Source organism: uncultured Alcanivorax sp., from assembly GCF_947258575.1.
GTDB lineage: Bacteria > Pseudomonadota > Gammaproteobacteria > Pseudomonadales > Alcanivoracaceae > Alcanivorax.
Genome location: NZ_CAMYIV010000010.1, coordinates 1 through 17,165, shown reverse-complemented (window position 1 = coordinate 17,165; position 17,165 = coordinate 1). Strand labels below are relative to the sequence as shown.

At 60.6% G+C, this 17,165-nt stretch carries 20 protein-coding genes; 11 read left to right on the top strand and 9 right to left on the bottom strand.

Going from position 1 to position 17,165, the window contains the following annotated elements; genetic code table 11:
• A complete protein-coding gene (locus Q0Y02_RS09850) occupies positions 1–1,002 on the top strand; it encodes a glutathione S-transferase family protein (protein WP_297767401.1) in 1,002 nt (333 codons plus the stop codon).
• A gap of 95 nt (positions 1,003–1,097) precedes the next feature.
• On the top strand, positions 1,098–1,958 hold the full coding sequence (locus tag Q0Y02_RS09845; RefSeq protein ID WP_297767398.1) for a pirin family protein: 861 nt from the start codon (positions 1,098–1,100) through the stop codon (positions 1,956–1,958).
• A 68-nt stretch (positions 1,959–2,026) separates the two neighbouring features.
• Here the strand turns inward: Q0Y02_RS09845 and Q0Y02_RS09840 are convergent, their stop codons facing one another.
• Positions 2,027–2,185 carry a YqaE/Pmp3 family membrane protein gene (locus tag Q0Y02_RS09840; RefSeq protein WP_035245841.1) on the bottom strand — a complete coding sequence of 53 codons (159 nt, stop codon included), beginning with the start codon at positions 2,183–2,185 and terminating at the stop codon, positions 2,027–2,029.
• 152 nt (positions 2,186–2,337) lie between these two features.
• On the opposite strand from Q0Y02_RS09840, the gene Q0Y02_RS09835 reads away from it, so the two are divergent.
• The gene (locus tag Q0Y02_RS09835; protein ID WP_297767395.1) at positions 2,338–2,880 is read left to right on the top strand and encodes an NADPH-dependent FMN reductase; all 543 of its coding nucleotides are present in this window, start codon (positions 2,338–2,340) and stop codon (positions 2,878–2,880) included.
• 97 nt (positions 2,881–2,977) lie between these two features.
• The gene (locus Q0Y02_RS09830) at positions 2,978–3,511 is read left to right on the top strand and encodes a transposase (RefSeq protein ID WP_297767392.1); all 534 of its coding nucleotides are present in this window, start codon (positions 2,978–2,980) and stop codon (positions 3,509–3,511) included.
• Positions 3,512–3,627: 116 nt separating this feature from the next.
• On the opposite strand, the gene Q0Y02_RS09825 is transcribed toward Q0Y02_RS09830, so the two are convergent.
• The 5 genes from Q0Y02_RS09825 to Q0Y02_RS09805 form a co-directional block, all read right to left on the bottom strand.
• A complete protein-coding gene (locus Q0Y02_RS09825; protein WP_297767390.1) occupies positions 3,628–4,212 on the bottom strand; it encodes a TIGR00730 family Rossman fold protein in 585 nt (194 codons plus the stop codon).
• Positions 4,213–4,431: 219 nt separating this feature from the next.
• On the bottom strand, positions 4,432–5,742 hold the full coding sequence (phoR, locus tag Q0Y02_RS09820; protein ID WP_297767387.1) for a phosphate regulon sensor histidine kinase PhoR: 1,311 nt from the start codon (positions 5,740–5,742) through the stop codon (positions 4,432–4,434).
• Between the two features lie 111 nt (positions 5,743–5,853).
• A complete protein-coding gene (phoB, locus tag Q0Y02_RS09815) occupies positions 5,854–6,558 on the bottom strand; it encodes a phosphate regulon transcriptional regulator PhoB (RefSeq protein WP_290511767.1) in 705 nt (234 codons plus the stop codon).
• Between the two features lie 208 nt (positions 6,559–6,766).
• Positions 6,767–7,639 carry a 4-hydroxybenzoate octaprenyltransferase gene (ubiA, locus tag Q0Y02_RS09810; protein WP_297767380.1) on the bottom strand — a complete coding sequence of 291 codons (873 nt, stop codon included), beginning with the start codon at positions 7,637–7,639 and terminating at the stop codon, positions 6,767–6,769.
• A 152-nt stretch (positions 7,640–7,791) separates the two neighbouring features.
• Positions 7,792–8,349 carry a chorismate lyase gene (locus Q0Y02_RS09805; RefSeq protein WP_297767377.1) on the bottom strand — a complete coding sequence of 186 codons (558 nt, stop codon included), beginning with the start codon at positions 8,347–8,349 and terminating at the stop codon, positions 7,792–7,794.
• A gap of 257 nt (positions 8,350–8,606) precedes the next feature.
• Between Q0Y02_RS09805 and rd the strand changes: the two genes are divergently transcribed.
• From rd to Q0Y02_RS09775, 6 genes are all read left to right on the top strand, one after another.
• Positions 8,607–8,771 carry a rubredoxin gene (gene rd / locus Q0Y02_RS09800; protein WP_035245853.1) on the top strand — a complete coding sequence of 55 codons (165 nt, stop codon included), beginning with the start codon at positions 8,607–8,609 and terminating at the stop codon, positions 8,769–8,771.
• Positions 8,772–8,832: 61 nt separating this feature from the next.
• Positions 8,833–9,981 carry an FAD-dependent oxidoreductase gene (locus Q0Y02_RS09795; protein WP_297767372.1) on the top strand — a complete coding sequence of 383 codons (1,149 nt, stop codon included), beginning with the start codon at positions 8,833–8,835 and terminating at the stop codon, positions 9,979–9,981.
• An 85-nt stretch (positions 9,982–10,066) separates the two neighbouring features.
• Entirely contained in the window at positions 10,067–10,447 is a 381-nt protein-coding gene (locus Q0Y02_RS09790) for a hypothetical protein (protein WP_297767369.1), read from the top strand.
• A 290-nt stretch (positions 10,448–10,737) separates the two neighbouring features.
• Positions 10,738–11,817 carry a GGDEF domain-containing protein gene (locus Q0Y02_RS09785; protein WP_297767366.1) on the top strand — a complete coding sequence of 360 codons (1,080 nt, stop codon included), beginning with the start codon at positions 10,738–10,740 and terminating at the stop codon, positions 11,815–11,817.
• Entirely contained in the window at positions 11,817–12,053 is a 237-nt protein-coding gene (locus tag Q0Y02_RS09780; protein ID WP_297767363.1) for a DUF5062 family protein, read from the top strand. Before Q0Y02_RS09785 ends, Q0Y02_RS09780 begins: the two co-directional genes overlap by 1 nt.
• A gap of 109 nt (positions 12,054–12,162) precedes the next feature.
• Complete coding sequence (locus Q0Y02_RS09775; protein WP_297767359.1) at positions 12,163–12,804, top strand: hypothetical protein; 642 nt, start codon at positions 12,163–12,165, stop codon at positions 12,802–12,804.
• A gap of 100 nt (positions 12,805–12,904) precedes the next feature.
• Here the strand turns inward: Q0Y02_RS09775 and Q0Y02_RS09770 are convergent, their stop codons facing one another.
• From Q0Y02_RS09770 to znuC, 3 genes are all read right to left on the bottom strand, one after another.
• Positions 12,905–14,188 (bottom strand): MATE family efflux transporter, encoded by a 1,284-nt coding sequence (locus tag Q0Y02_RS09770; RefSeq protein ID WP_297767358.1) that lies wholly within the window; start codon positions 14,186–14,188, stop codon positions 12,905–12,907.
• A 205-nt stretch (positions 14,189–14,393) separates the two neighbouring features.
• Positions 14,394–15,176 (bottom strand): zinc ABC transporter permease subunit ZnuB, encoded by a 783-nt coding sequence (gene znuB, locus Q0Y02_RS09765; protein WP_297768082.1) that lies wholly within the window; start codon positions 15,174–15,176, stop codon positions 14,394–14,396.
• Positions 15,169–15,942: a zinc ABC transporter ATP-binding protein ZnuC gene (gene znuC, locus Q0Y02_RS09760; RefSeq protein ID WP_297767357.1), complete on the bottom strand. Its 774-nt coding sequence runs from the start codon at positions 15,940–15,942 to the stop codon at positions 15,169–15,171. Before znuC ends, znuB begins: the two co-directional genes overlap by 8 nt.
• 262 nt (positions 15,943–16,204) lie before the next feature.
• Here znuC and Q0Y02_RS09755 point away from each other — a divergent pair, with 262 nt between their 5' ends.
• Positions 16,205–17,071 carry a metal ABC transporter substrate-binding protein gene (locus tag Q0Y02_RS09755; protein ID WP_297767355.1) on the top strand — a complete coding sequence of 289 codons (867 nt, stop codon included), beginning with the start codon at positions 16,205–16,207 and terminating at the stop codon, positions 17,069–17,071.
• Positions 17,072–17,165 lie beyond the last annotated feature (94 nt).

Here is a 17,165-nt window from a genome sequence, read left to right as displayed (position 1 = left end):
ATGGGACTGCTGGTCGATGGCAAATGGCAGGACAAGTGGTACGACACCAAGAGCACCGGTGGGCGCTTCAAGCGTTCCGAGAGCCAGTTCCGCAACTGGGTGACTGCCGACGGCAGCGCCGGACCCAGTGGCGACAGTGGCTTTCAGGCAGAAAGCGGTCGTTACCACCTGTATGTGTCCTACGCCTGTCCCTGGGCCCACCGCACCTTGATCGTGCGGGCATTGAAAGGTCTCCAGGACCACATTGGCGTGTCTGTGGTGCATCCGCACATGCTGGAAAACGGCTGGGAACTGCGCGATGACTTTGACGGCGCCAGCGGCGATGCGCTCTATGGTTTCAGCAAGCTCTATGAGTTGTACCTGAAGGCGGATGACAACTACACCGGCCGCGTCACCGTGCCAGTGTTGTGGGACAAGCAGCGCGAGACCATTGTCAGTAACGAGTCCGCAGAAATTATCCGCATGCTCAACACCAGCTTTGATGCGCTGGGTGCGGCGCCGGGCAATTTTTATCCGCAGGTGTTGCAGGCGGAGATTGATGCCATCAACGAGCGTGTCTACAACGACGTAAACAATGGCGTCTACAAGACCGGTTTTGCCACCAGCCAGGACGCCTACGATGAAGCGGTGGTGACCTTGTTTGAGCAGCTGGATGCCCTCGAGCAACGTCTTGGCGAGCAGCGCTATCTGATGGGTAACACGCTCACCGAAGCGGATCTGCGGCTGTGGACTACCCTGGTGCGCTTTGATCCGGTGTACGTCACCCACTTCAAGTGTGACCGCAAGCGGATCGTGGACTACCCGAACCTGAACGGGTTTCTGAAAGAAATTTACCAGCTGCCCGGCGTAGCGGAGACAGTGAATATGGCGCATATCCGCCACCACTATTTTCGCAGCCACCCGACGATCAATCCCCACGGGATTATTTCCATCGGGCCAGAGCTGGATTGGGATTCACCCCACGGTCGAGAACGGCTGGGGGAAAGAGAGATTACTGATTAACTCTGCAGGAGCGGCGCTTGAGCCGCGAATCGATACCGTGCTTCGCGTCTCAAGCGCCGCTCCTGCAGCACAGTGCCGCAAGGCAGGAGGTTCCCATGGAACGCACAATTCTCAACACCATTCGCGCACTGGATACATCCGACGGTGCCGGCGTTCGCCTGAAGCGCGCGCTGGGTTACAACCCCATGGTGCGCCTGGATCCTTTCCTGATGCTGGACGCGTTCTCCTCCGATAACCCGGATGATTACATCGCCGGCTTCCCGCCGCACCCACACCGGGGCTTTGAAACGGTGACCTACCTGATGGAAGGCCACATGAAGCATCGCGATCATCTGGGTAACGAAGGGGACCTGCAGCAGGGCGGTGTGCAGTGGATGACAGCCGGTCGCGGCATCATTCATGAGGAAATGCCGCAGCAACAGGATGGTTTACTGCGCGGTTTCCAGCTGTGGATCAACCTGCCGGCGGCGGAAAAAATGAAAGCCGCTGGATACCGGGACATTACCGATACCGAGATCCCGCGCCTTGATTTGCCCACGGGAGGGCAGATCAAGGCCATTGCCGGGGAAGTCACCATCGGCAATCAGGTGATCAAGGCACCGGTAAACGGCGGCAGTACCGATCCGCTTTACCTGGACGTGAAATTGCGCGCCGGTGAAACCGTGACGGTGCCACTGACACAGGGCTATAACGCCTTCCTGTACCTGTTCGAAGGTCAGGTCAGCGTGGCGGGCGAGGCGGTAAAGAGCGACCACCTGGCCACCTTCACTGACGGTGACAAAGTCTCTCTGGTGGCCGGTGATCACGGTGCCAGGCTGTTGCTGCTGGCAGGCAAGCCCATTGGCGAGCCCATTGCCCAGTACGGCCCCTTCGTGATGAACACCCAGGACGAGATCAACCAGGCCCTGAGTGACTATCGCGATGGCACCCTGACCGCCGAGCCGTCATCCCTGTGACGGTTAAGTTCAACCCCCAACTTGCCCCGGCTCTCGCCGGGGCTTTTTTGTGGCGGTGAGTCTTGTCGCTAGCGTGACGCGATCACCCAGACCGCATGCACGATACCGGGAATGTAACCGAGAATGGTCAGCACGATATTGATCCAGAAATGCTTGCCGATCCCTTCCTGGAGAAATACCCCCAGTGGTGGAAGCAGGATGGCGATGAGAATGCGTAACAGGTCCATGCGGTTCTCCTTGAGTCGGAAAACCTCACTGTAATTTTTTTATGCCATAGCGTCTGTTAAAAAAACACAAATTGCGGCATAGATTGCATTGCTGACACCGTGATTTTCCGGGAAGCTGGGCGTTGCAGAATATCAGGGAAAGGAGAGACAGCATGAAAGTTCTGGCCATAGCAGGTAGCTTGCGAGAAAAATCCTACAACCGCGGCCTGGTCCGCGCGGCCCAGGCGTTGGCGCCGTCGGGAATGGAAATCATTGAAGCGGACATCAGTGATATCCCGCTCTATAACGGTGATGACGACGGCGATAATCGCCCGGCGACGGTGACCGCCCTGGCAGAACAGGTAAAAGCAGCGGATGCCTTCTTGTTTGCCACCCCGGAATACAACTATTCCATTCCCGGTGTACTGAAAAATGCCATCGACTGGTTATCCCGGGTCCCGGGTGGCATCTTCGCCGGCAAGGCCGCCGCCATCATGGGCGCTTCCATGGGGGGCATGGGCACCAGCCGCAGTCAGTACCACCTGCGTCAGGTACTGGTCTTCCTGGATGTGCACCCGCTCAACAAACCGGAAGTGTTCGTCTCCGCCGCCCATGAAAAATGTGATGACAATGGCGACCTGCAGGACCAGGCAACGAAAGACATGATCGCCAAGCAGCTGACGGCCTTACAGGCCTGGGCCGACACCCTGAAGTAAATGATGCAGTTCGCCTTGGGCGTAGGGTGCCACTGAGCCTAGGGCGAACTGCACCTAACCCCATACCCATAATGTCTTGTCACAAGGATGTGAAAAGATGCCAATGTACCGCCGTGTCTGGAAGCCAGGCGGCTGCTATTTCTTTACCGTCAATCTGCAACAGCGAGGCGGCCACGATTTGCTTGTCCGGCATGTGGATGTACTGCGAGAGTCTGTTCGCAAAGTGAAAAGCGACCACCCTTTCCGTATTCATGGCTGGGTGGTACTGCCGGATCATCTCCACTGCGTCTTGCAGCTCCCTGACGCCGACGATGATTACATTCGGCGCTGGCGACTGATCAAGTCCGCCTTCTCCCGAAAAATACCTCGCGTGGAACGCCGGAATCCATCTCGCATAAGGCGTGATGAAAGAGCTATCTGGCAGCGCCGCTTTTGGGAACACTGCATTCGCGATGAACAGGATTATCGGGCGCATATGGACTATGTGCATATCAATCCGGTGAAGCATGGCCTGGTTTCACGGGTGCAGGATTGGCCCTATTCCACGTTTCATCATTGGGTTCGGCGTGGTGTTTATGCCGTGGATTGGGCCGGGGGATTGGAGGGGCTGGTCGGGAAGGTGCCTGACTGATGGTGTGGTTTATGGTGCAGTTCGCCCGAGGCTCAGTGGCACCCTACACAAGATTCGGACGTAGGGTGTCACTGAGCCTAAGGCGAACTGCACCATTGCAGGCCTTGCAGGAAAACTCAAAGCTGCGCTTCGCGACGAATCCATTTGGTGACATCCGGCGCCTGATAATCCGCGAAGCTGTCCAGCAGCGCGGCGGGGGTGTCGTGAACCTGCAACAGGCCTCTGTGTTCTTGTCGCAGAAAGCCCTGGCTGACGGCATGGTCGAGGAAAGTGATCAGGTGGTCGTAATAGCCGTTGATGTTCAGCAGGGCGCAGGGTTTGTGGTGAAAACCCAGTTGCGCCCAGGTGAGAATTTCGAAAATTTCTTCCAGCGTACCCATGCCGCCGGGCAAGGCGATAAAACCGTCAGAACAATCGGCCATGGCGGCTTTACGCTCGTGCATGGAGCGCACCACACGCAATTCGGTGAGGTGGTCGTTGCCAATTTCCTTGCGCATTAACGCATCGGGAATAATGCCGATCACCTCACCGCCCCGCTGCATGACCGCATTGGCGATGGCGCCCATGACACCGACGCTGGCACCGCCATAGACCAATCCCAGGTTACGGCTGACGAGTTCCTGGGCGAGCCCTTCGGCGGCTTGAATATAGTCGTTCCCCTCTCCGGGGCTGGAGCCGCAATAGACGCAGATTCTTTTCATGGATATTCACCTGATACCTGCGCCGTAGGAGCGTCGCTGGCGGCGCGATAACCAACCTTGAAGACTGAATTTTCACCACAGAGGGCACAGAGTCCACCGAGGAAAAGATGGGTTTCTTCTCTGTGTGCTCTGTGCCCTCTGTGGTGAAAATGCTTTTGAGCTAGGTCTGCTATCGCGCCGCCAGCGACGCTCCTACGGCGGGTTATGAAAAAGCACCGCTCACCCAGCCACTGCCGTGGGCTTGCTAACCAACCGCTCCGCCGGGAAGTGACAGGTGAAGACGCTGCCCTTGCCCAGTTCGCTCTGGATTTCCAGTTTGCCGTTGTGGCGGATCATCACGTGCTTGACGATGGCCAGGCCCAGGCCGGTGCCGCCGGTTTCGGTGACGCGGCTGTTGTCCGGGCGATAAAAGCGTTCGGTGAGGCGGGGGATATGGGCCGGGTCGATACCGACACCATTGTCGCTTACCGCCAGGTGCGCGCCACGCTGATCCTGCCACCAGCGAATCAGGATCTGACCGCCGGCGGGGGTGTATTTCACCGCATTGGTGATCAGGTTGCCGAAGGCGCTTTCCAGCTCTGCCGGGTTGGCGATCAGGCGGGCTGCTTCGGGCACCTCCAGCTCGATGCTGTGGCCCTTGTCGGCACTGATCGCCATGGCATTCTCGCGCATGCGTTTGAGCATGCCGTGAACCGGCACCGCCTGGCTCAGGTTGTCCGCGTCGGTACCTTCCAGCCGGGCCAGCAACAGCAGATCCGAGACCAGGGCCTCCATGCGGTTGGACTGGTTGTCCATCTGGGCGAGAGCGCGGCGCAGTCGGGACTGTTCCTCCGGTACCGTGTCCAGCAGGGTTTCCAGGTAACCCTTGAGTACGGTCAGCGGGGTTTTCAGTTCGTGGCTCACGTTGGCCACGAAATCCTTGCGCATCTGCTCCAGGTGATGGAGCCGGGTCACGTCACGGGCCATCATCAGCTGTTCGCCCACACCAAACTCGGTGACGCGAAATTGCAGGATGCGGTTGTCGTCCACCGGTGAGGGAATCTCCAGGGCGTCGCGGAAATCCCCCTGGCTGAGGTATTCGGTAAATTTCGGATGGCGGACCAGGTTGGTCAGCGGCTGGCCCAGATCCTGGCGGGCGTTGAACCCCATGTAGCGTTCCGCGGCCTGGTTCCAGTATTCCAGGTAGCCGTGCTGGTCGATGAGGATGACCACGTCTTCCAGGGCATTTACCGATTGCTGGGCACGGTGAATGATGCCCTGCAGGTTTTCCTGGGCGCGGCGTTCTTTCTGAAAAAGGTGTTCCAGGCGGGTGTAGAACTCCCCCCACAGGCCGATGCTGTCCGGGGGCTCGGTATGGTCATCGCGGACCAGCCAGCTGTACAGGCCAAACAGTTGCCGGGTGCTCCAGATGATATAGCCCAGCAGACCCACTACCAGCGGCCAGATGTGGCCCACCGCCAGCGCTGCCACAACGGACAGCAGGATCAGGCCGACTATGCGATTTACTTCCTTGGCCAGACTGGCTTTCATTATCTCGCTTCCGCCGCTCCGTTGCGGCTACGTAGGTGCATTAACCGTAACCGACCCGCATTGCACCACCTCTCCGGATTGCGCGCAATGCGCTATGCAGAACGGGGCGCTTCAGCCTGCTTTGGCGGATTTTACCGAAAACCGGTAGCCGGTGCCGCGTACCGTCTGGATAAAGCGGTCGTAGCCGAAGGGCGCCAGGGCCTTGCGCAGGCGGCGGATATGCACATCGATGGTGCGATCTTCCACATACACGTTGGCGCCCCACACCTGATCCAGCAGCTGGGTCCGTGAGTAGGCCCGTTCCTGGTGGCTCATGAAGAATTCCAGCAGACGGTATTCCGTGGGCCCCATGTCCACTGGCTCATCGTCGGCGCTGATACGGTGGCTCACTGGATCCAGGCACAGGCCTTCCACCTCGATGGCCTTGTCCGCCGCCGTGCTGGACGCCCGGCGCAACACCGCCTTGATGCGGGAGATCAGCTCACGGGTGGAAAACGGCTTGGTGATGTAGTCGTCGGCGCCCACATCCAGCCCCTGGATCTTGTTGTCCTCTTCGCTCTTGGCGGTGAGCATGATGATGGGGATTTCGTTGGTGGTCTCATCACGCTTGAGGCGGCGGGCCAGCTCGATACCGGTGACAGACGGCAGCATCCAGTCCAGCAACACCAGGTCCGGGCGTTCATCGACAATAATTTCGTGGCCACGCTGGGCGTTTTCCGCCTCCAGCACATCAAAATCGGCCAGCTCCAGAGCAACGGCCACCATTTCCCGAATGGCGGGCTCGTCGTCAACAATCAGAATACGGTTACGGGACATGGCTTTCCTTCCTTGCCTGTCTGTTGTGATGCCCTATTAGATTGCTTTTTTGTGACATGTGTATGACAAGTTGGTCGGATTTTGCAGGAAAAGCAAGAAGGGGGCGAGCTACAAGCTTTAAGCGACAAGCAGCAACACGAATCCAGGGCATGTGCCGGTGGCTAGATATGGAGCTTCGCGTTGTAGCTAGCAGCTAGAAGCTCGCCGCTCAGAAGTACTGGAAATACAACCCGACAAACACACACGCCCCGGCCCAGTGATTATTGAGGAAAGCGTGGAAGCTGGGCCAGCGTTCCCGGTAGCGGATCAGGCTGTGCTGGAACAGGAAGCTCAAGGTCATGCCGCCCAGGCCCAGGTACCAGGGCCAGGAAAAGTCCAGTCGCTGCCCCACCATGATCAGAGCCAGCAGAGTCAGGCCCTGGAGGATGGCGATCATCAACCGGTCCGCATCACCGAACAGGATGGCGGTGCTCTTGATGCCCAGTTTCAGGTCGTCTTCCCGGTCGCACATGGCGTATTCGGTGTCGTAGGCCACGGTCCACACCAGGTTGGCCACATACAGCAGCCAGGCAATTTCCGGCACGGCCCCGGTTTCCGCGGCAAAGGCCATGGGGATGGCCCAGCTGAAGGCGGCGCCCAGGAACAGTTGCGGCATGAAGGTGAAGCGTTTGGTGAAGGGATAGAGAACAGCAAGCCCCAGGCCACCGAAGGACAACCAGAAGGTCAGCTCGTTGAGGAACAGCACCAGCACAAAGGCCAGCAGCCCGAGCCCGCAGAACAGCGCCAGGGCTTTTTTGGCGCTGATGGCACCGGTGGCCAGCGGACGACCTTTGGTGCGTTCCACGTCACCATCGAAATCCCGGTCGGCAAAGTCGTTAATCACGCAGCCGGCGGCACGCATGATGATCACCCCGAGAATGAAGATCACCACGGTTTTCAGGCTCGGCGTGCCATTTCCGGCAATCCACACCGCCCACAGGGTGGGCCACAGCAGCAGCAGCGTGCCGATGGGGCGATCCAGCCGCATCAGCTGAATATAGGGCCAGGCTTGGGGGTAGCGTTGTTCAACGAAGGCAAACATGGGACATCCGGTTGTCAGGGGCGGAGATGAGTTTCAAGCTACAAGCTGCAAGTTTCAAGGCGCGAATCAGGCGTGTAGCCAACCGAAATCGCCGGAGCCGCGCCGCCGCTTCCAACGCTCCAAAAATGGACGCGCGGCGATAACCTTGTCGTTTAACCAAGGCTCTTGCCCGCGCCTTGTAGCTTGCAGCTTGAAGCTTGCACCTTCTCCCACAGCGCCGGCAGGAAGTATTCCGCCACCAGCAGGGGTTCGCCGCGTTTGATGAAACGGGACTGGCGACCCCAGCACACTGGCATGGCTTCTGCAGGGCTTCCAAGACGGGCCCAGACCTGATCGCGCAGGCAGGTGGGGCGTTTATAAAGTTCCAGGCCCAGAGAGCGGCTGCCCATATGGCCCAGGGAGCGATTGGCGCCGGTGAGGCTGGCCAGGGGCAGAACGCTGCGGGCGGCGACCACCGGGGTGTCGTCCAGCAGCAGGGTGACCTCGCGGATCAGCGCGGCCCGGCGGGGCGCCAGGTTAAGCAGTTGCCGTTCGTCGGCTCGGGGAAAGCTGATGGCGTGATAGCCGGGCTCTACCCGGAACTGGCCGTGGCGCTTCAGGCGCAGGGTCAGGGACGCCGGATCCGCCATCCAGTCGCGGATACGGGGCGGCAGCACCAGCTGTTCCAGCGGGCGCCAAAGGCTGTCAGGATGCAGGGCGGCAGGCAGCATGGGTCTCTCAACATCGCAGGCCGCAGGACTATGGCGCAAGCGGTGACTCAGGGCAAGTCAGCGGCGCGCCGGTCTGCGAGCGCGTGCCGGCAAGCAAGAATGGCCTTGGGCCAGGCCAATGGACCCCGGCGCCAATGCGTGCCAGTGCCCAATGTCATTGATTTTTCGGGCGTGCGCCGATAGGTTATCGCCCCCCGAGATACACCCTGTATGTAGCAGAGTAAGCGAGTACTTACTCCAATTCGACGAGGTTCACGATGAAGAAGTGGGAATGCGTAGTGTGCGGTTTCATCTATGACGAAGCCGAAGGTCTGCCCGATGAGGGTATTGCCCCGGGTACGGCCTGGGATGATGTGCCGGAAGACTGGGTCTGCCCGGATTGCGGCGTGGGCAAGGACGACTTCGAGATGGTGGAAATCTGAGCCGTTACGCTCTGATCCACACAGTCATTCCGCCCGTTTACTGATTAATTAAGGACTGTTCATGCAACCTATCGTCATCATCGGTTCCGGCCTTGCCGGCTTTAATACCGTCAAGGAATTCCGCAAGCTGGACAAGGAAACGCCCATCGTTGTGCTCACCAGCGACGACGGCCGTAACTATTCCAAGCCCATGCTGTCTGCCGGTTTCACCAAGGAAAAGACCGCTGATGACCTGTGCATGGCCACCCCGGAGAAGGTTGCCGAGCAGTTCAATGTGGAAGTGCGCACCGATGTGCATGTGGCGGAAATCGACCCCTCCGGCAAGCGTGTACTGCTGCCGGACGACCACCTGGACTACAGCAAGCTGGTGCTGGCGCTGGGTGCCGATACCTGGACCCCGCCGCTGGAAGGCGATGCCGTGGGTGATGTGTTCTCCGTCAACGATCTGATGGACTACGGCAAATTCCGCACCGCCCTGAAGGGGGCCAAGAAAGTCACCATTCTGGGCGGTGGTCTGATCGGCTGTGAATTCGCCAACGACCTGTCCAACGGTGGTTATGAGGTGGCCCTGGTGGAACCTCAGGGTCGCTGCCTGCCGCTGCTGCTGCCGGAGCCGGCGTCTGCGGCGGTCGGCCGTGGTCTGGCGGATCTGGGCGTGACCTTCCACTTTGGTCCTCTGGCCCAGGCGGTGAACCACGGTGATAACAACCAGCTGGTCACCGAGCTGTCCGACGGTACCCGTATCGAATCCGACGTGGTGCTATCCGCCATCGGTTTGCGTCCGCGTATTGCCCTGGCCAAGGAAGCCGGCCTGGCCATCAACCGTGGCATTATCACCGACAAGACCCTGCAGACCAGCGCTGACGACATCTATGCCCTGGGCGACTGCGCCGAAGTGCAGGGCCACGTACTGCCCTACGTGCTGCCGCTGATGGCCTCCGCCCGTGCCCTGGCCAAGACCCTGGCCGGTGAAACCACTGCGGTGAGCTACGGTGTCATGCCGGTCACCATCAAGACCCCGGCCTGCCCGGTGGTGGTATGTCCGCCGGCGGACCACGACAACGGCGAATGGGAGATCCAGGAAGACGGCAACAACGTCCAGGCCCTGTTCCGTGGCAAGGATGGCAGCCTGCAGGGCTACGCGCTCACCGGTGATGCGGTGAAAGAGAAAATGAAGCTCAACAAGGAACTGCCGCCACTGATGCCCTAACGGCGGCCCGCCGTAGGAGCTATGCCTGCATGGCGAACCGCCCGGGTGGCGCTCCTACAATCGGCAACCAAACAAAGGAACGCCCATGAAATTTGCACTGGTTTTGCTGGTCCTCGGCTGGCGTCTGCGCTGGCTGGCCTGGCGTGATGCGGGATTTCGCAAACAGCTGGAAAACCGCGATGTGGTGATGCAGTGGCGTACCTTTAACGGCAAGCCGGCGCGCAGCTTTCACTTCACGCCGGGCAAGGTGGTGTCCAAGGGTGGTCTGCATGGTCAGCCCACCGTCACCCTGAATTTCAAGGACGCCAACTACGCGTTCCGTACCCTGCAGGTGGCCGGCAAGAACCAGATGGCCTTCATGGAAGGCATGCAGGCCGGCGATATCAAGATCGAAGGCGACCCGGGCCAGCTGATGTGGTTCATGACCTTGATGAAGTTCATCATGCCGGGCAAGACCAAAAAATAAGCGGCCCTGCCTCCATTGCACAACGCCCCGCCAGTCGGGGCGTTGTTGTGTCTGTTCCCCTCAAACACGGCGAATTTGCCAATTCTTGCCTACCGCTTGTGCCCAACTTTTACCATATATCCGTGTAATGCCCATTTTGCTGGGGGAGTCCTGCGCAGGAGCGTAATATCCATTAGTGAGGGGAGAAGTCCAAAGCGGACGTTGTTCAACGTCTCTGAATGCTAACGGGGCCTGGTTTTGTCCGCTTTCCCTACGCCAAGGATAGGGGGAAGTGAGTCATGCAGACTGCAATGAAAACGCTGCTTGAGCAGATGCGTATCACCGAGCTGGAAGTGGACGACCGCAAGCGACTGCTGGATTTCACCAGCAGGGATACGGCGGTTCTGGTGGATTGCAGGCCGCTGATCTGCGCCCACATTGACCGCATCGTGGATGATTTTTACCGGATTCAGACCAGCAACCCGGATATCGCCAATCTGATCGGCGACGCCGATACCCTGGATCGGCTCCAGTGTGCCCAGCGGCGTTACATCCTGGATCTCTTTTCCGGGGTGTATGGCATGGAGTACATCAACAATCGTTTACGCATCGGCCTGGTCCACAAGCGCATCGGCGTGGAGCCCAAGCTGTATCTGTCCGCAGTACACTTGCTGCGCTCTCTGCTGCTGGAATGTATCGATCGCGAGGGCAAGGAAGAGGGGGCCACGCCGGAAGTGATCCGGGCGCTGGACAAGCTGATCTATTTCGATGTCACCCTGGTGTTCGAGACCTACATCCAGAGCATGTTGTCGGAAATCGAGACAGCCAGAAATCGCACAGAAGAATACGCCAGAAGCCTGGAGGATACCGTGGCCAGGCGCACCGGTGAATTACGCACGGATTCACTGACCGGGCTGACCTCCCGGCGCTATCTTCATGAAGATCTGTACAGAACCTTGCAGTCAGCCCAGCGTCGTAACGAACCGGTATCGATGGTGTTCGTGGATGTGGACAACTTCAAGGAGATCAACGACAGGAAAGGCCACGCCCACGGCGACAAGGTGCTGCAGGAGCTGGGCCGAATCCTGCTGGAAACAGCCCGGGGGGAGGATTCCTGTGTGCGTTTCGGTGGTGACGAGTTCTGTGTTGTACTAGCCAACGCAACGAAAGACGAGACGATAGGTACCTACTGCATGCGGGTGAAGACCTTGCTGGCGGAGTGCTGCCCTGACGTGACCATCAGTATGGGGGTAACGCAGACAGGGCCCAATGAGTACGAAGACGCTGATAGTCTGTTAAGGCATGCAGATAGCTGTATGTATTCTCAAAAAAACAGCAACAAAAATGGCGACCCTGACGAGGTCCCCGACAAGACGGATGTGTGCAGCTGATGAAAAAACTGAAAAACGAAAAAGAACTGGTCAAGAAAGCCATTACGCTAGGCATGGACTACGCCGAAAAGCGGGGTGTGGTGGAGTTCGAGGCCACCGACTCAGCGTCGGAAAAGCTGGAGTACATCTACCGTCTTCTGGTGCACGACAAGGTGATTCAGCCGTTGCCGGAGGATCAGGTGTCCCAGCCGTCCATTCAGCACAAACTGGCCATCTGGGCGTCAAAACAAAAATAGCCGGGTATCGCTTGTTGGTTTTTGGTCTGTTATAAAAATCCTTGAACCTGATCCTGTGGGCGTGGACTCGTGCGCCCGATGGAAATGCCTCTCTTCAAAAGGACCTGACATGCGACGCAATCCCCTGTTGGCTATCGCCACTATGCTCCTGCTGCTGACCGCCTGCGCCACCACCACCGAAACCCATTCCACCTGGCAGACCAAAACCGGTGAATCTCATCCCACCTTCCGGCACCTTTATGTGCTGGTGCTGGCGGATGACCCTGCGGTTGCCGCCACGGCCGAAAATCAGATGCGCAAAAGCCTGAATCATCGCGCTGTGGAAGCCACCCTGGCCAGCGATACCCTGGGTGAGCGAGAGGCCGAACGAGAGGCGTACCGTGCCCAGGTCGAGGCTGCGGTCAAGGCCAGCGGTGCCGACGGCGTCATGGTGGTGTCGTTGCTGAAAGTGGAAGAGCGCTCCGAGTATGTGCCGCCCCAGGTGGACTATGTGCCCGTGCCCTCTGCCCCCATGTATCTGGGCTACGGCCCCTATGTGGGCCACAGCTACGGCGCGATCTATCAGCCCGGTTACTATCACAACGCCAAGGATTATTACCTGCAGACCCAGGTCTACAGCGTGGAGCGCAAGCGCCCGGTGTGGCAGGCCCAGTCGCGCAGCATGAACCCGGACAGCCTGAAGCATGGCGCCCAGGGCTTCGCCAAGAGCATCGTCTCGCAGCTGGACAAGGATGGGGCGCTGAAGCGCTAACCGGCCGACGTTTTGATAACCACAGAAGGCGCAGAGCCTACGCAGCCATCGCCCGTTCTGTGCCGTTTTGAAAAGAGACGTTGTACCCCGCTGGCGGTCTTCAGGCCGCCAGCCGCTGTTTCAGCACCCAGCCCATCAAGATTCCCCGCCCGGCCATAAAGCCGTTCATGGCCAGCCACAGGCCGTGGTTGTCCCATCCTCGTGTCAGCGCCCAGAGCGCAAAGAAGATTCCCACCGACACCAGCATGGTGTTACGCATGGCGGCTCCCCAGGTGGCGCCCACGAAGATGCCGTCCAGCCAGAAGCCGGCACTGGCGGTGAGCGGTAACAGCAGCATCCACGGCAGATAGGTAATGGCCGTGTCGCGGATATCAGGCAGGTCGGTGAGCAGATGAATCAGCGGCACACCGCCGAGACTGAAGGCTAGTAGACCGAGTGCCGCACAGGCCACGGTCCAGCGCCCGGTGGCGCCAATGGCCTGGCCCAGGGCTTGGCGATCGTTCCTGCCGTGCGCCTCGCCCACCAGGGCTTCCGCCGCGTTGGCAAAGCCGTCCAGCAGGTTGCTGAGCAGCAACAGGAAGGTGATCAGCACTGCATTGGCGGCCAGCACGGCGTCACCCAGCCGGGCGCCCTGGGCGGCGAAGAAAAAGAAGCAGCTTAGCAGGGCCAGGCTGCGTAGAAAGATATCCCGGTTTACCGCCATCAATGCCAGGATGGCGTGCGGCTGCCACAGCCGTTCCTGCCGTGCCGGTTGACGCAGGGCGGCGCGCAGCCAGAACAGGCCGCCGGCCAGCCCCACGTATTCTGCCGTGGCACTGGCAATGGCCACCCCACGCACATCCAGATGCCAGACTTGTACCAGCAGCACGTCCAGCAGGGCATTGGTGCTGTGCATCAGCACCGTCATCTTCAGCGGCACCCGGGTATTGTGGGTACCGATGGCAAAACCGATCAGGGCAAAATTGGCCAGCGCTGCCGGGGCACCGAGGATACGGATATTGATGTAATCCGCGGCCAGGCCTTGCACATCGTCACTACCACCCAGCAGCCACAGGCCGGTTTCCCGCAGCAGTGGTGACAGGGCAATCAGCGCCAGCCCCAGCCCGGTGGATAGCAACAGGCCGCGCAGTAATACCACCCGGGTGTCCTTCTCGCCGCCCCGCGCCTGGGAGGCAAAGCCGGTGGTGCCCATGCGCAGGAAATTGAACGAGAAATACAGGAACATGAAAAAGTTGCCACCCAGCGCCACCGCCGCCAGATAACGCGGGTGGTCCAGATGCCCCACCACGGCAGTGTCCACCAGCCCCAGCAACGGCGCGGTCAGGTTGGACAGCAGCAACGGCCAGGCCAGCATCCAGATGCGTTGGTTGAGGGATAGACTCATTCAAACTCCGAAAAACCTTTCTACGAAGCCGCTGTAGGAGCGCCTCTTGAGGCGCGAACCGCGTACAAACGCGGAAATTGCCCGCAGGGCAATCAGGAATCCCACGACTCGACAGGTTTCTGAAAAGTGGCAAATGGCCTAACGGCACGTTCCTTTCGTGCCGGCCGGTTCGCACCTCAAGAGGTGCTCCTACAGAGAGAAGCCGTCAGGCGGGTTTCCGCAGCAACGTCAGCACAAACAAACTACTGGCGGCGACCACGATGGACGGCCCCACCGGGGTATTGGCAAACCAGCTCACCGCCAGCCCGGCCAGAACCGCCAGAGTACCCAGCACGCTGGCCACCGCCGCCATCTGCGCCGGGGTATGGGTCAGCCGGCGGGCACTGGCAGCGGGGATCACCAGCAGGGAGGTGATCAGCAGCACCCCCACGGTGCGGATGGCCCCGGCGATCAGCAGTGCCAGCAACAGCATCAGCAGCAGCCGGGTGCGCTGCACCGCCACCCCTTCCACCTGGGCCAGCTCCTCGCTGACGGTGATGCTCAGCAGTGATCGCCATTGCCACAGCATCAGCAGCAGAATCAGGATGGCACCGGCCCACAGAGCCAGGGCATCCTGCCAGCCCACCGCAAGCAGGTCACCGAACAGATAGGCAAACAGGTCCACCTGAATGCCCTCTTGCAGGCTGATGGCGATCACCCCGAGCGCCAGGGTGGTATGGGCGACGATGCCGAGCAGGGTGTCGCTGGCCAGTTGCTGCTGGTGTTGCAGCGCGGTGAGGGCGCCAGCCAGGCCCAGGCACACAGCCACCACCGCCAGATACAGGCTGATATCCAGTGCCAGGCCAAGCGCCGCACCCAGCAAGGCGCCGTGGGCCAGGGTGTCACCGAAAAAGGCCATGCGCCGCCAGACCACAAAGGCACCCATGGGCCCGGACACCAGGGCCACGGCCAGGCCGGCGAACAGCGGCGGCAACAACAGCTCAATCATGGTGGCAATTCCCGTCGTGTTGATGGCCCGGCTGGGCATCGCCGTGCAGATCATGGTCGTGGTCATGATCGTGGGTGTAGAGCGCCAGGTTGGGGGTGCCGGCACCGGGGCCGAACAGCTCGTGGTAGGCCGGGTCCCGGCTCACCGATTCCGGGCTGCCGGAACAGCACACATGACGCTGCAGGCAGATCACCTCGTCGGTGGCCGCCATCACCAGATGCAGGTCGTGGGAAATCAGCAGGATGGCGCAGCCCAGATCATCGCGGACCGACTTGAGCAACCCGTACAGGGCATTCTGCCCGGCCACGTCCACCCCCTGGGCCGGTTCGTCCAGCACCAGCAGGTCCGGCTTGCGCAGCAGCGCGCGCGCCAGCAGCACCCGTTGCATCTCGCCGCCGGACAGCTGCTGCACCGCGCGGCGGCGCAGGTGGGCCACGCCGGCCTGCTCCAGCGCTCCCCGCCGGGCGGAGGTGGGGCCGGGCGCGGCAAGCCACAGAAACCGGTCCACGGTGAGCGGCAGGCTGTCGTCGATCTTGATGTGCTGGGGCATGTAGCCCACGCGCAGCCCCTTGCGGCGGTCCACCGAGCCGCAGGATGGCGTGACCAGACCCAGCACCACCCGCGCCAGGGTGCTTTTGCCGGCGCCATTGGGGCCGATCAGCGTGGTGATGCGCCCGGGGGCCAGATTCAGGCTGACCTCGGACAACACGCTGTTGCCACCCAGGGTGACTGATACCGCCTGCACATTGACCAGAGGTTCCGACATAGCAAAAGGGCCCGAAGAACAAAGGCGCAATGATATACTGCCGGCCTTTCGCCTGCACTGAGGGTTAGCTACAAGCTTCAAGCTGCAAGCTACAAGGCGCGAGGAAGACTGTGCCGGCTACCTGGTTATCGCCGCGCTTCAGGCCCAAGGTGTTGCGGCGCGGCAGAAGAGTTGGACGGTTGGTCCGGATTAATCCCGCGCCTTGCAGCTTGAAGCTTGTAGCTTGCTTCCCCCCCAACGTAATTCGAGTTTGAGGAATTCCATGCGCCGTCTCTGGCTGACAATTCTGCTCCTTCTCTCCTCCCCTGCCTGGAGCCAGACCCTGGTCGCCAGTGTGGAGCCCTTGGCCAAGGTGCTACGCGGGCTTTATGGCGGCCAGGTGCAGGTGGAGACCCTGTTGCAGGCCAACCAGAATCCTCATCAGCTGGCGCTGTCGCCGCGGCAGGCCATGCTGGTGCAGCAGGCGGATCTCCTGGTATGGCTGGGCGAGACGGTGGAGGCGCCGCTGGCACCGCTGGTAGCGCGTCGGCAGGGCCCCACCCTCGCCCTGCTGGCGCTGGAAGGTGTCCATCGTCGGGAAGGGGGGCATGATCATGACCACGCCCACCATGATGCGGACCACGGCGACGCCACCCTGGACCCGCACCTGTGGCTGTCGCTGGACAACATGCTGCTGCTGGCCGGGGCGCTGGCACAGCGTTACCCGCAGGGGCTGAATCAGGGTGAGCCGGCCCGCTGGCAGCAGGCCGCCACCGCCCGTCAGGGTGATCATCGCCAGGCACTGGCGGGGTTGAGCGACATTCCCTGGCTCAGCTATCACCACCCCTGGGGTTATCTCACCGAGACACTGGGGCTGGCGGAGCCGCTGGTGGTGTCCCGGCAACTGGACGCGGGGCCGGGCAGTCGTCGGTTTGTGCAGTTGGCCAGCCAGATCCGCGACCAGCAGGTGCGTTGTGCCATCCGCGAACCGGAAGCCCGCGCCACCCTGATCACTCGCCTGTGCCCGGATTGCCAGATACAGCCCCTGGACCCGCTGGGCCGGGACTATCCGGAACTGGATTATCTGACCTGGCGAGACCGGCTGGTGGAAGGGTTCAAGGCGTGTCTGCAAAAGGCGGATGCGGGCTGAAGCTACGAGCTACGAGCTACGAGCTACGAGCTACGAGCTACGAGCTACGAGCTACGAGCTACGAGCTACGAGCTACGAGCTACGAGCTACGAGC

Coding starts and splice junctions, on each gene's coding strand:
- phoR (WP_297767387.1), bottom strand. CDS start 5,742: ATGAAAGCCAGTCTGGCCAAGGAAGTAAATCGCATAGTCGGCCTGATC.
- phoB (WP_290511767.1), bottom strand. CDS start 6,558: ATGTCCCGTAACCGTATTCTGATTGTTGACGACGAGCCCGCCATTCGG.
- Q0Y02_RS09835 (WP_297767395.1), top strand. CDS start 2,338: ATGAAAGTTCTGGCCATAGCAGGTAGCTTGCGAGAAAAATCCTACAAC.
- Q0Y02_RS09755 (WP_297767355.1), top strand. CDS start 16,205: ATGCGCCGTCTCTGGCTGACAATTCTGCTCCTTCTCTCCTCCCCTGCC.
- znuC (WP_297767357.1), bottom strand. CDS start 15,942: ATGTCGGAACCTCTGGTCAATGTGCAGGCGGTATCAGTCACCCTGGGT.
- Q0Y02_RS09825 (WP_297767390.1), bottom strand. CDS start 4,212: ATGAAAAGAATCTGCGTCTATTGCGGCTCCAGCCCCGGAGAGGGGAAC.
- Q0Y02_RS09840 (WP_035245841.1), bottom strand. CDS start 2,185: ATGGACCTGTTACGCATTCTCATCGCCATCCTGCTTCCACCACTGGGG.
- rd (WP_035245853.1), top strand. CDS start 8,607: ATGAAGAAGTGGGAATGCGTAGTGTGCGGTTTCATCTATGACGAAGCC.
- Q0Y02_RS09775 (WP_297767359.1), top strand. CDS start 12,163: ATGCGACGCAATCCCCTGTTGGCTATCGCCACTATGCTCCTGCTGCTG.
- Q0Y02_RS09785 (WP_297767366.1), top strand. CDS start 10,738: ATGAAAACGCTGCTTGAGCAGATGCGTATCACCGAGCTGGAAGTGGAC.
- Q0Y02_RS09805 (WP_297767377.1), bottom strand. CDS start 8,349: ATGCTGCCTGCCGCCCTGCATCCTGACAGCCTTTGGCGCCCGCTGGAA.
- Q0Y02_RS09790 (WP_297767369.1), top strand. CDS start 10,067: ATGAAATTTGCACTGGTTTTGCTGGTCCTCGGCTGGCGTCTGCGCTGG.
- Q0Y02_RS09845 (WP_297767398.1), top strand. CDS start 1,098: ATGGAACGCACAATTCTCAACACCATTCGCGCACTGGATACATCCGAC.
- Q0Y02_RS09850 (WP_297767401.1), top strand. CDS start 1: ATGGGACTGCTGGTCGATGGCAAATGGCAGGACAAGTGGTACGACACC.
- Q0Y02_RS09830 (WP_297767392.1), top strand. CDS start 2,978: ATGCCAATGTACCGCCGTGTCTGGAAGCCAGGCGGCTGCTATTTCTTT.
- Q0Y02_RS09770 (WP_297767358.1), bottom strand. CDS start 14,188: ATGAGTCTATCCCTCAACCAACGCATCTGGATGCTGGCCTGGCCGTTG.
- znuB (WP_297768082.1), bottom strand. CDS start 15,176: ATGATTGAGCTGTTGTTGCCGCCGCTGTTCGCCGGCCTGGCCGTGGCC.
- Q0Y02_RS09780 (WP_297767363.1), top strand. CDS start 11,817: ATGAAAAAACTGAAAAACGAAAAAGAACTGGTCAAGAAAGCCATTACG.
- Q0Y02_RS09795 (WP_297767372.1), top strand. CDS start 8,833: ATGCAACCTATCGTCATCATCGGTTCCGGCCTTGCCGGCTTTAATACC.
- ubiA (WP_297767380.1), bottom strand. CDS start 7,639: ATGTTTGCCTTCGTTGAACAACGCTACCCCCAAGCCTGGCCCTATATT.